We start from the raw sequence: 11,264 nt of genomic DNA on the forward strand, positions 1-11,264 counted from the left end.
GTACGCCCCCGCGGACCGTCATTACTGCGAAGCGCCGTAGCGGCAGCCTCAGCTCTCCAGTTCGATATCGATACCCAGCGAGCGGATTTCCTTCACCAGCACGTTGAAGGATTCCGGCATGCCCGCCTGCATGGTGTGGTCGCCATCCACGATGCTCTTGTACATCTTGGTGCGGCCCTCCACGTCGTCGGACTTGACGGTGAGCATCTCCTGAAGGGTGTAGGCTGCGCCGTAGGCTTCCAGGGCCCAGACCTCCATTTCCCCGAAGCGCTGACCACCGAACTGCGCCTTGCCGCCCAGCGGCTGCTGGGTGACCAGGGAGTAGGAACCGGTGGAACGCGCGTGCATCTTGTCATCCACCAGGTGGTTGAGCTTCAGCATGTACATGTAACCCACGGTGACCGGACGGTCGAACGCATCGCCGGTACGCCCGTCGTAGAGGGTCATCTGGCCGGAGTCCGGCAGGTCGGCGAGGCGCAGCAGGTGCTTGATCTCACCCTCGCGGGCACCGTCGAACACCGGCGTGGCCATCGGCACGCCCGCCTTGAGGTTCTTCGCCAGGGCGATGACCTCGTCGTCGGACAGCGAGTCCAGGTCCTCGACCCGGGTGCCGCTGGTGGAATTGTAGACCTCCGCCAGGAACTCGCGGATCTGGGCGACCTGCTGCTCGCGGGCATCGCGCAGCATGTGCTCGATCTTGACCCCGAGGCCGCGGGCGGCCATGCCGAGGTGCGTCTCGAGGATCTGCCCGACGTTCATCCGCGACGGCACGCCCAGCGGGTTGAGGACCACGTCGATCGGCTCGCCGTTGTCGTCGAACGGCATGTCCTCGATCGGCATGATCGCCGAGATGACACCCTTGTTACCGTGACGGCCGGCCATCTTGTCGCCCGGCTGCAGGCGGCGCTTGATCGCCAGGTAGACCTTGACGATCTTGAGCACGCCCGGCGCCAGATCGTCGCCCTGGGTCAGCTTGCGCTTCTTGTCTTCGAAGCGCTCGTCCATCTCCTTGCGACGATTCTCCAGCTGCTCGTCGGCCTGAGCCAGCAGCTCGTTGAGGGCCTCGTCCTGCATGCGCAGCTTGAACCACTGCTGACGCGGCAGCTCCTCGAGGTACTCGTCGGTGAGCACGTCGCCCTTCTTGAGCTTCGGCCCGCCGTTGACGGCCTGGCCGGACAGCGTACGCTGCAGGCGCTCGAAGGTGGCATCCTCGGCGATGCGGTAGGTCTCCTGGAGATCCTTGCGCACTTCGTCGAGCTGCATCTGCTCGATGGACAGCGCCCGGGAGTCTTTCTCCACGCCGTCACGGGTGAACACCTGGACGTCGATGACGGTCCCCTTCATGCCGGTCGGGGCACGCAGGGACGTGTCCTTCACGTCGGAGGCCTTCTCGCCGAAGATCGCGCGCAGCAGCTTCTCCTCGGGCGTCAGCTGGGTCTCGCCCTTGGGCGTGACCTTGCCCACCAGGATATCGCCCGGCCCGACCTCGGCGCCGATGTAGACCACGCCGGCCTCGTCCAGCTTGGCCAGCGCCGACTCGCCGACGTTGGGAATGTCCGAGGTGATCTCTTCCGCGCCCAGCTTGGTGTCGCGGGAGACACAGGTCAGTTCCTGGATGTGGATGGTGGTGAAGCGGTCTTCCTGGACGGCCCGCTCGGAGAGCAGGATGGAGTCCTCGAAGTTGTAGCCGTTCCACGGCATGAAGGCGATGCGCATGTTCTGGCCCAGCGCCAGGTCGCCCATGTCGACGGACGGGCCGTCGGCCAGGATATCGCCACGCGCCACGCTGTCGCCGGGGCGAACGATCGGGCGCTGGTTCTGGCAGGTGTTCTGGTTGGAGCGCAGGTACTTGGTCAGGTTGTAGATATCGACGCCGGCTTCGCCGCCGATGATCTCGTCTTCATTGACCCGCACCACGATGCGCTTGGCATCGACCGAATCGATCATGCCGCCACGGCGCGCCACGGCGCAGACGCCGGAGTCGCGGGCCACGAAGCGCTCCATGCCGGTACCCACCAGCGGCTTCTCGGCGCGCAGGGTCGGCACGGCCTGACGCTGCATGTTCGCCCCCATCAGGGCGCGGTTGGCGTCATCGTGCTCCAGGAACGGGATCAGCGCCGCCGCCACGGACACCACCTGGCGCGGCGAGACGTCCATCAGGGTGACCTGCTCGGGGCGCATGAAGGTGGTCTCGCCGCGGTGGCGGACCTGCACCAGGTCATCGACCAGCTTGCCGCCCTCATCCACGGTGGCCGAGGCCTGGGCGATGACGAAGTCGCCTTCCTCGATCGCGGAGAGATGCACCACGTCGTCGGTCACCTGACTGTCCACCACCTTGCGGTACGGGGTCTCGAGGAAACCGTAGCTGTTGGTGTGGCTGTAGGTGGCCAGCGAGTTGATCAGGCCGATGTTGGGACCTTCCGGGGTCTCGATCGGGCACAGGCGGCCGTAGTGAGTGGCGTGAACGTCGCGCACCTCGAAGCCGGCACGCTCGCGGGTCAGGCCACCCGGGCCGAGGGCGGAGACGCGACGCTTGTGCGTCACCTCGGACAGCGGGTTGTTCTGGTCCATGAACTGCGACAGCTGCGAGGAGCCGAAGAACTCCTTCACCGCCGCGGCCACCGGCTTGGCGTTGATCAGGTCCTGGGGCATCAGGCCTTCGCTCTCGGCCATCGAGAGACGCTCCTTGACCGCACGCTCGACGCGCACCAGGCCCACGCGGAACTGGTTCTCGGCCATCTCGCCGACGCAGCGGATACGGCGGTTGCCCAGGTGGTCGATGTCATCGACATCGCCGAAGCCGTTACGGATGTTGATCAGCTCGCCAAGCACGTCGAGGATATCGCGCTGGTCGAGCACGCCGGCACCGGTATCGCTGTCGCGACGCAGCCGACGGTTGAACTTCATGCGACCGACGCCGGACAGGTCGTAGCGGTCCTCGGTGAAGAACAGGTTGTTGAACAGCGTCTCGGCGGCCTCCTTGGTGGGCGGCTCGCCGGGGCGCATCATGCGATAGATTTCCACCAGCGCCTCGAGCTGGGAACCGGTGGTGTCCAGCTTGAGGGTATCGGAAATGAAGGGACCGCAGTCGAGATCGTTGGTGTAGAGCGTCTCGAGACGAGTCAGGCCGGCCTGGCCCAGGGACTCCAGCAGTTCCGGGGTGATGGCGGTGTTGCAGGCGCAGATCAGCTCTCCGGTGTTCGGGTCGACCTGATCCTTGGCCAGGGTCTTGCCGAACAGGTAGTCCATCGGCACCTCGAGGCGCTCGAGGCCGGTCTTCTCCAGCTGACGGATATGCTTCTGGGTGATCCGACGGCCTTCCTCGACGATGACGTTACCTTCGCCATCCTTGATGTCGAAGGTCGCGGTCTCGCCGCGCAGGCGCGACGGCACCAGTTCCACGGAGAAGCCGCTCTTCTCGATGTGGAAGGTGCTGGTCTCGAAGAATTCGTCGAGGATCTCCTCGGCGCTCATGCCCAGCGCACGCAGCAGCACGGATGCCGGCAGCTTGCGACGACGGTCGATGCGCACGAAGACGTTGTCCTTCGGATCGAACTCGAAGTCCAGCCAGGAGCCGCGGTAAGGAATCACCCGCGCGGAATACAGGAGCTTGCCGGAGGAGTGGCTCTTGCCCTTGTCGTGATCGAAGAACACGCCCGGGGAGCGGTGCAGCTGGGAGACGATGACACGCTCGGTACCGTTCACCACGAAAGTACCGTTCTCGGTCATCAGGGGGATTTCCCCCATGTAGACTTCCTGCTCCTTGATGTCCTTGATCGCCTTGTTCGACGAATCCTTGTCGTAGATGATCAGGCGGACCTTGACGCGCAGGGGGGCCGAGTAGGTGACGCCACGCAACTGGCACTCCTTGACGTCGAAGGCCGGAGTGCCGAAACGGTAGCTGACGTATTCCAGAGCCGCATTGCCGGAGAAGCTCTCGATCGGAAAGACCGAGCGGAAGGCGGCATGCAGGCCGACGTCGAGGCGTTCTTCGGGTGAGCGATCCTGCTGGAGAAAGTCGTAATAGGAATCAAGCTGGATGGCCAGCAGGTAAGGCACATCCATCACTTGGGGCAGTTTGCCGAAATCCTTGCGGATGCGTTTTTTCTCAGTGTATGAGTAAGCCATCTGTATTCCCCAGCTTGTTCACCATGGGTGACCGATGCGTGTCGGCGCCACCCGACGGACGCGGCTCCGTCAGGCGCTGACGGCAAGCCTCCACAGAGAGGCTCGCCGTCGGAATTCGGCTGGCGGAGGCCCGAAGGGCGAACCGCCTAGCGACAACAGAAAAAGGCCGGCAGCGGGTGTCCCGCCACCAGCCGTGGAAGCTTACGCAGCGCGTAAAGCCGTGGGCACAAGGATTACTTGAGCTCCACGCTCGCGCCGGCTTCTTCCAGCTTCTTCTTGGCTTCTTCGGCGTCGTCCTTGGACATCGCTTCCTTGATGGTCGCCGGCGCGCCGTCGACGGCACCCTTGGCTTCCTTCAGGCCCAGGCCGGTGATCTCGCGGACGGCCTTGATGACGTTGACCTTCTTGTCGCCGGCAGAGGTCAGCACCAGGTCGAACTCGGTCTGCTCTTCGGCGGCAGCGGCTTCGCCGCCACCCGGGCCAGCCACGACAGCGGCGGCAGCGGTGACGCCGAACTTCTCTTCCATCGCCTCGATCAGCTCGGCGACTTCCATCACGGACATGTCGGCGACGGCGTTGATGATGTCTTCTTTGGTCAGTGCCATTTTCACGTTCCTAACTTTGCGGGAGCCTCGGCGGGCCGATGGCTCGGTGATTCAATATTCGATTCGCGCAAGGAGGTCGAGTTCGCCGTTCAGGCGGCCTCGCCTTCCTTCTGGTCACGCAGCGCGGCGAGGGTACGAACCAGCTTGCCGGCAGACGCCTCCTTCATGACGGACATCAGCTTGGCGATGGCCTCGTCATAGGTCGGCAGGCTTGCCAGGCGGTCGAGATCGCTCGCCGGGATGAACTCGCCTTCGTATGCCAGCGCCTTGACTTCGAAATCTTTCTCGTCCTTGCCGAACTCCTTGAACAGGCGGGCGGCAGCGCCCGGATGCTCGGTGGAGAAAGCCAGGAGGGTCGGACCCACGAAAGACTCGTTCAGGCACTCCCATTGAGTGCCTTCCAGGGCGCGGCGTGCCAGGGTGTTGCGGACAACACGGATCTGCACGCCATTCTCGCGAGCCTGCTTGCGCAGGTCGGTCATCTTGCCGACCGAAACGCCGCGAGAATCGGCAACGACGACGGAGAGAGCATCCTTGGCCGCTTCACTGACCTCGGCAACAATGGCCTTCTTGCCTTCGAGTGCTAGTGGCACGGTGATCACTCCTTCGTGCCGGAATCTCCGCAGAGGATTCCGGTGGTTACCATCTCCCTCGCCCGGCCCCGAAAGGCGCGACCGAGGGTCCTGGGTGATGGTGCTCACCAGAAATCTGGCGGCCACACCATCTGCGCAGGCGGCCCCGAGGGACGATTAAGCCGCCTCTACGAGCGAGGCGGCGCCTGCGGTCTTTGACGGTGCCCCGCCGGCTCCATCGAAACCGTGCACGGGGACCGCAAAGTGTCTTGCTCTGGTCGATCGCGGCGTTAGACGAACGCAGCGTGGTCGACGGTCAGTCCCGGGCCCATGGTGGTGGACAGGGAAATCTTCTTGAAGTACACGCCCTTGGAAGTGCTCGGCTTGAGCTTCTTGAGGTCGGCGATCAGCGCCTCGAGGTTACCGCGGATGGCGGTAGCATCGAAATCGACCTTGCCCAGGGTGGCGTGGATGATGCCGTTCTTGTCGGTACGGAAGCGCACCTGACCGGCCTTGGCGTTCTTGACGGCAGTGGCCACGTCCGGAGTCACGGTGCCGACCTTGGGGTTCGGCATCAGGCCACGCGGACCGAGGATCTGGCCCAACTGGCCGACGACGCGCATGGCGTCCGGCGATGCGATGACCACGTCGAAGTCGAGCTGGCCTTTCTTGACCCGCTCGGCCAGGTCATCCATGCCGACGATGTCGGCACCGGCTTCCTTGGCGGCTTCTTCGTTGGCACCCTGGGTGAAGACGGCAACACGCACGTCCTTGCCGGTACCGTTGGGCATGACGGTGGCGCCGCGCACGACCTGGTCGGATTTGCGCGGATCGACGCCCAGGTTGACGGCGACGTCGACGGACTCATTGAACTTGACGGTGGACAGCTCGGAGAGCAGGGCCACGGCTTCCTCGAGGGAGTAGGCCTTGTTCGGGTCGACCTTCTCGCGAATCTGCTGAGCGCGCTTGGTGAGCTTAGCCATGATCAGAGGCCCTCCACGTTGAGGCCCATGCTGCGGGCACTACCGGCAATGGTACGCACCGCTGCGTCGAGATCGGCAGCCGTCAGGTCCGGCTCCTTGGTCTTGGCGATCTCTTCCAGCTGCTCGCGGGTCACGGTACCGACCTTGTTCTTGTTCGGCTCACCGGAGCCGGACTTGATACCAGCAGCCTTCTTCAGCAGGACGGCGGCAGGCGGCGTCTTGGTGACGAAGGTAAAGCTGCGGTCGGAGTAGACGGTGATGACAACGGGAGTCGGCAGACCCGGCTCGATGTCCTGCGTCTCGGCGTTGAACGCCTTGCAGAACTCCATGATGTTGACGCCGTGCTGGCCCAGCGCAGGACCCACGGGGGGACTCGGATTGGCCTTACCGGCTGCAACCTGCAGCTTGATGTAAGCCTGTACTTTCTTGGCCATGATTTACTCCAGATGGGTGATAGCGCCTCGCGGCTCCCCGGTTGAGGCGGTCGCCTCGGCGGCCGCCATGAAAATCGTCGATCGAGAAGACTTACTCCTTCTCGACCTGGGCAAACTCCAGCTCGACCGGCGTAGAGCGACCGAAGATCAGCACGCTGACCTGCAGGCGGCTCTTGTCGTAGTTGACTTCCTCGACCACGCCATTGAAATCGGCGAAGGGCCCATCGATGACACGCACGGACTGGCCCGGCTCGAACAGCGTCTTGGGCCTCGGCTTCTCGGTACCGTCCTTGACCCGGCTGAGGATGGCGTCGGCTTCACGCTGGGTGATCGGCGCCGGCTTCTCCTTGGTACCGCCGATGAACCCCATCACGCGCGGGGTCTCGTTGACCAGGTGCCAGGTCGCGTCGTCCATCTCCATCTCGACCAGCACATAGCCGGGATAGAACTTGCGCTCGCTCTTGCGGCGCTTGCCGTCACGCATCTCGACAACTTCTTCGGTCGGCACCAGGATCTCGCCGAAACGATCCTCCATGCCATACATCTTCACGCGCTCCGTGAGAGAGCGCATGACATGCTTCTCGAAGCCGGAATAGGCGTGAACGACGTACCAACGCTTGGACATGATGACTCCTAACCAATGACGCCGGACATCGCCCAGCCAAGAAGCGTATCGATAAGCCACAGCATCAGCCCCACCACCATCACGGCCACCAGCACGATGGCAGTGGTCTGGATGGTTTCGGGACGAGTCGGCCACACCACGCGCTGAATCTCTTTCTTGGCGCTGCGGGCAAGCTCCAGCAGATCGCGCCCCTTGCCGGTGGTCAGCGCCACCAGCGCCGCCACTACACTGAGAGCGACGACGCCTAGCACACGATAAAGCAGCGCCTGGTCGGCAAAATAGGTATTACCGACCACGGCAAGAACCAGCAGAATGACGACAACCGCCCACTTGAGCCCGTCGTGGCGCGACTCCTGCACCTCGGCGTTATGTTTCATGAAAACGAGACTCCTCAAGGCGCGGCAATCGAAACGTGAAAAACACAAGAAATCTCACCAGCCTGGGGAAGACTGGCAGGCCAGGAGGGAATCGAACCCCCAACCTGCGGTTTTGGAGACCGCTGCTCTGCCAATTGAGCTACTGGCCTGTTGCTTCCGCGACCTTCCTTTGCGAAAGGCCTCAGCGACAGCGGGCGCCATCATAGCGGATGTCGCTTTATCTGGCAACCCCTTCTCCGGCCTCATGCTCGCACCGGGAAGAAAGAGAAAAGGCGAGCCTCAGCTCGCCTTTCCAATGTGGAGCTCATGGACGGATTTGAACCGTCGACCTCACCCTTACCAAGGGTGTGCTCTACCCCTGAGCTACATGAGCAAAACTGCTAAGCTGGAGCGGGCAGCGGGGATCGAACCCGCATCATCAGCTTGGAAGGCTGAGGTTCTACCATTGAACTATGCCCGCCTACCCACTCTTGCTACCACCACCCACTTCAGCGAGTGCGGCGAAACCTGGTGGAGGGGGAAGGATTCGAACCTTCGAAGCTTTCGCGGCAGATTTACAGTCTGCTCCCTTTGGCCACTCGGGAACCCCTCCAACTGGCGGTGCATTTTACCGCCTCAGCTCTCGGTGTCAAGTGATTGTTTTCTCAATCATCCTGACGAGACGACCGCAACGCGGCGATCCTGCCTCTCCGGAACGCGGCGCATTGTGTCAAAGCAGGGTGGAGAATGCAAGCCCCGCACGAATCTTTTCCAGCGACACCGGCCGCGGCACCCGCGGCGCCCCGGACATACGCCCCGCGCGCTCCGCGGCCGTCAAGGGAAAGCACGCCTCCAGGCCGCCGTAGACCATGTCCGGCCATACCGCATGGGGAATCTGGATGCCGCGCGAGACGACTCTGGCATCGCCCCCGGTCAGCAGCAACGGCAGCGCTACGCCCTCCCGGTCGCACACCTCACTGTAGATGCGGTTCACGGCACTCACCGCCGCCATGTAGATGCCATGATTGACGGCCTCTACCGTACGCGTCCCGGGAGCCAGCAGTTCGTCGGCCTCGCTATCCGGGTCGATCGACACGTTACGGGTACCGAGCTTGAGGCTTTCCTTCATCAGGCGTAGCCCCGGCAGGATGTAGCCTCCCAGGTGCCGCCCTCCCGGCAGCACGAAGTCCACGGTGATGGCGCTGCCGCAGTCGACGCTGCAGCAGCCCCCGGCCAACTGGTATCCGGCCAACACCCCCAGCCAGCGATCCACTCCCAGCCTACCGGGCTCCTCGTAACCATTGCTGACACCCAACGCTTCGGGCTCCGAACGCGCCACGTGGACATCACGAACCTGCCGATGCAATAGATCGACGGTGCGCGCCAACACCGCCCTGCGCGCCACGCTGGAAATTCTTACCGCCTCGACGACATCGAGGTCCGGGATATCGGCTCCGGGACGCCACTCCTCACGCGTCCAGACGGCCCCCCGGGAACGAATCTCGCTGCTCGCGGCATCCTTCAGCCGCCACTTCGACAAGGTATTTCCGATGTCCAGATCCAGGATCATTAGCGCCCCCGCACACTGATCTCACCGCCGGCGAGACGCATGCGCCCGGCATCGCCCATCACCCAGAGGTTACCGGCCTCATCCACCTCTTCCGCCACGGCCGGCTCGCGACGCTCCCCGCGAACGATATCCACCTCCTGTCCTGCAAAGGCATGGCGTGCGTTCCAGTCGTCCTTCCAGGCACCGAAACCGCGATGCTCGAACTCCGCCAGCAGCGGCATCAGCGCCTCCAGCAGCTCCACCGCCAACTGGTTTCGCGACAGGCCTGGAGCCTGATCACGCACCGCCGCCACCGGCTGCTCGATTCCCGCACGAAAAGCCTCGGACAGATCGACGTTGATGCCCATCCCGACTACCAGCTCGCAGGGGCCCGCAGCGTCACCACTGAGCTCGACCAGGATACCGGCCAGCTTGCCCAGCTGGCCGCCCTCGGTCTCCAGCAACACGTCATTTGGCCACTTGAGCCGCGGCGATACCCCATGCCGCTCCAGCACCTGCGCGAGAGCCACGCCCACCGCCAGGCTGAGCCCCTCCAGGGCCGCCACTCCCGACTCGACTCGCCAGCCCACCGAGAGCATCAGCGTCCGCCCCCAGGGCGTCACCCAGGTACGCCCACGACGCCCCTTCCCGGCGCTCTGCTGCTCCACCAGACAGACCTCGCCATGCCCTGCGCCTTGCTCGAAGCGCTCGCGCAGGAACTGATTGCTCGAGGGCAGCGTTTCCTCGACGAACAAGCGGCTGACATGTCGACGCGCCTCGCGGGTCAACCCGGCAACGATCGTCGCCCCATCGAGCAGCTCCAAGGGCTCGGCCAACCGGTATCCCTGCCCCTTGACCGCCTCCATGGGAATTCCCAATGCCTCCAGCTTGCGCAGCTGCTTCCAGACGGCGGCCCGAGACACGCCCAGCCGCTCCCCCAACTGCTCGCCAGAATGGAACTCGCCATCGCTCAACAGGCGAATCAGGTCACCAATGGTCATGCACACGCCCCTGACGGGAAAAAGCCTCATTCTAGCGGAACTGACTCGGCGCCGGAAATCGGCAAGCTCATCATCATTAGGCATGCGAGCCACCACACGCGCTCCCTGCCAACCCCCGCAAAAAAAAAGCCGGGCATATGCCCGGCCTCATGAGTCGTGGATTCGCCAGTCGGCTCAGTATTCGGAATCGGCCTCGTCAGCGGCCTGCTCGACGCTATCCCCCATTTCCTCGACTGTCTCGCCCGCCTTGTCCATGGACTCGTCGATGTTTTCGCCAGCCTCATCCATCGCCTGGTCGACGTTCTCACCCGCTTTTTCTGCCGGCCCCTCTTCTTCACAGGCCGCCAGGCCCATGGCCGTCATGCCAATGAACATTGCCAGGGCGAGTTTGCGCTGAATACCGTGTGCCATGATGCTTACCTCCTCCTGAGATACTTTGCTTTCCAAGCGTGTTTCCACAGGCTAACCGCCGTTCGCCTTTCAGACCAGCCGCACCCCTCCGATATCGAGATTCACTTGTCGCCCTGGACCGACAGCCCCCCCTCCCCTTTGGCCAGAGGCGTCGCATTTTGCATCAACGCCCATCGCTCAATGCGCGGACGCCGACCGACCCTCAGGGGGCCTGAAGTGCGCCTGAGCCGTCCGACGCGTCGGTCGACACCCCGATGCTCTCCAGGGGAACTCCCCGGCGACATGCCGCCTGTCCGCGGCCGATCATTCGGGCATGAAAAACCCCCGAGCCATGTGGCCCGGGGGTTTTCTCGGTGCTCGGTATCGATGCCTGACGATGATCCGGCGGTCGGCGATCCGGCGGCCGGCGACCCGGCGGCCGGCGACCCGGCGGGCGGTTCCCGCGACGCTCCAGGGGGACTCCCCTGGCAGCCATATCCCCTGTCGCCCAGGCATGGCCACCCAGCGTCCCGACATGAAAAAACCCCGAACCTGTCGGTCCGGGGTTTTCTCGGTATAGATGCCTGACGATGACCTACTCTCGCATGGGAACTCCCACAC

Annotated in this window: 10 protein-coding genes and 4 tRNA genes; all 14 read right to left on the minus strand. The window is 63.8% G+C overall.

Annotated elements, in window-relative coordinates; translation table 11 throughout:
- Positions 1 to 48: 48 nt before the first annotated feature.
- Positions 49 to 4,128 (minus strand): DNA-directed RNA polymerase subunit beta, encoded by a 4,080-nt coding sequence (rpoB, locus tag FHR96_RS20115; RefSeq protein ID WP_183389502.1) that lies wholly within the window; start codon positions 4,126 to 4,128, stop codon positions 49 to 51.
- Between the two features lie 233 nt (positions 4,129 to 4,361).
- Positions 4,362 to 4,733, minus strand: coding sequence for a 50S ribosomal protein L7/L12 (rplL, locus tag FHR96_RS20120; protein WP_183389503.1), 372 nt, complete (start codon positions 4,731 to 4,733; stop codon positions 4,362 to 4,364).
- An 89-nt stretch (positions 4,734 to 4,822) separates the two neighbouring features.
- Positions 4,823 to 5,326, minus strand: a complete 504-nt coding sequence (rplJ, locus tag FHR96_RS20125; RefSeq protein ID WP_183389504.1) for a 50S ribosomal protein L10 — start codon at positions 5,324 to 5,326, stop codon at positions 4,823 to 4,825.
- Positions 5,327 to 5,595: 269 nt separating this feature from the next.
- The gene (rplA, locus tag FHR96_RS20130) at positions 5,596 to 6,288 is read right to left on the minus strand and encodes a 50S ribosomal protein L1 (protein WP_183389505.1); all 693 of its coding nucleotides are present in this window, start codon (positions 6,286 to 6,288) and stop codon (positions 5,596 to 5,598) included.
- A 2-nt stretch (positions 6,289 to 6,290) separates the two neighbouring features.
- Positions 6,291 to 6,722 carry a 50S ribosomal protein L11 gene (rplK, locus tag FHR96_RS20135; protein WP_183389506.1) on the minus strand — a complete coding sequence of 144 codons (432 nt, stop codon included), beginning with the start codon at positions 6,720 to 6,722 and terminating at the stop codon, positions 6,291 to 6,293.
- Between the two features lie 91 nt (positions 6,723 to 6,813).
- On the minus strand, positions 6,814 to 7,347 hold the full coding sequence (gene nusG, locus FHR96_RS20140; RefSeq protein WP_183389507.1) for a transcription termination/antitermination protein NusG: 534 nt from the start codon (positions 7,345 to 7,347) through the stop codon (positions 6,814 to 6,816).
- 8 nt (positions 7,348 to 7,355) lie between these two features.
- Positions 7,356 to 7,724, minus strand: a complete 369-nt coding sequence (secE, locus tag FHR96_RS20145) for a preprotein translocase subunit SecE (protein ID WP_183389508.1) — start codon at positions 7,722 to 7,724, stop codon at positions 7,356 to 7,358.
- 73 nt (positions 7,725 to 7,797) lie between these two features.
- Positions 7,798 to 7,873 (minus strand) — tRNA-Trp (locus FHR96_RS20150).
- 149 nt (positions 7,874 to 8,022) lie between these two features.
- Positions 8,023 to 8,097: transfer RNA gene (locus FHR96_RS20155), tRNA-Thr, on the minus strand.
- 13 nt (positions 8,098 to 8,110) lie between these two features.
- Positions 8,111 to 8,184 (minus strand) — tRNA-Gly (locus tag FHR96_RS20160).
- A gap of 48 nt (positions 8,185 to 8,232) precedes the next feature.
- A tRNA-Tyr gene (locus FHR96_RS20165) sits at positions 8,233 to 8,316 on the minus strand.
- 117 nt (positions 8,317 to 8,433) lie between these two features.
- Entirely contained in the window at positions 8,434 to 9,273 is an 840-nt protein-coding gene (locus FHR96_RS20170; RefSeq protein ID WP_183389509.1) for a type III pantothenate kinase, read from the minus strand.
- The gene (locus tag FHR96_RS20175) at positions 9,273 to 10,253 is read right to left on the minus strand and encodes a biotin--[acetyl-CoA-carboxylase] ligase (RefSeq protein ID WP_183389510.1); all 981 of its coding nucleotides are present in this window, start codon (positions 10,251 to 10,253) and stop codon (positions 9,273 to 9,275) included. The genes FHR96_RS20170 and FHR96_RS20175 overlap by 1 nt, the downstream gene beginning before the upstream one ends.
- 174 nt (positions 10,254 to 10,427) lie before the next feature.
- Positions 10,428 to 10,664 carry a hypothetical protein gene (locus tag FHR96_RS20180; protein ID WP_183389511.1) on the minus strand — a complete coding sequence of 79 codons (237 nt, stop codon included), beginning with the start codon at positions 10,662 to 10,664 and terminating at the stop codon, positions 10,428 to 10,430.
- Positions 10,665 to 11,264 lie beyond the last annotated feature (600 nt).

The organism is Halomonas organivorans (assembly GCF_014192055.1).
GTDB lineage: Bacteria > Pseudomonadota > Gammaproteobacteria > Pseudomonadales > Halomonadaceae > Halomonas > Halomonas organivorans.

Excerpts from the sequence above, each read along its gene's own strand:
- rplK (WP_183389506.1), bottom strand. The coding sequence starts at position 6,722 with ATGGCCAAGAAAGTACAGGCTTACATCAAGCTGCAGGTTGCAGCCGGT.
- FHR96_RS20180 (WP_183389511.1), bottom strand. The coding sequence starts at position 10,664 with ATGGCACACGGTATTCAGCGCAAACTCGCCCTGGCAATGTTCATTGGC.
- FHR96_RS20170 (WP_183389509.1), bottom strand. The coding sequence starts at position 9,273 with ATGATCCTGGATCTGGACATCGGAAATACCTTGTCGAAGTGGCGGCTG.
- secE (WP_183389508.1), bottom strand. The coding sequence starts at position 7,724 with ATGAAACATAACGCCGAGGTGCAGGAGTCGCGCCACGACGGGCTCAAG.
- rplA (WP_183389505.1), bottom strand. The coding sequence starts at position 6,288 with ATGGCTAAGCTCACCAAGCGCGCTCAGCAGATTCGCGAGAAGGTCGAC.
- rpoB (WP_183389502.1), bottom strand. The coding sequence starts at position 4,128 with ATGGCTTACTCATACACTGAGAAAAAACGCATCCGCAAGGATTTCGGC.
- nusG (WP_183389507.1), bottom strand. The coding sequence starts at position 7,347 with ATGTCCAAGCGTTGGTACGTCGTTCACGCCTATTCCGGCTTCGAGAAG.
- FHR96_RS20175 (WP_183389510.1), bottom strand. The coding sequence starts at position 10,253 with ATGACCATTGGTGACCTGATTCGCCTGTTGAGCGATGGCGAGTTCCAT.
- rplL (WP_183389503.1), bottom strand. The coding sequence starts at position 4,733 with ATGGCACTGACCAAAGAAGACATCATCAACGCCGTCGCCGACATGTCC.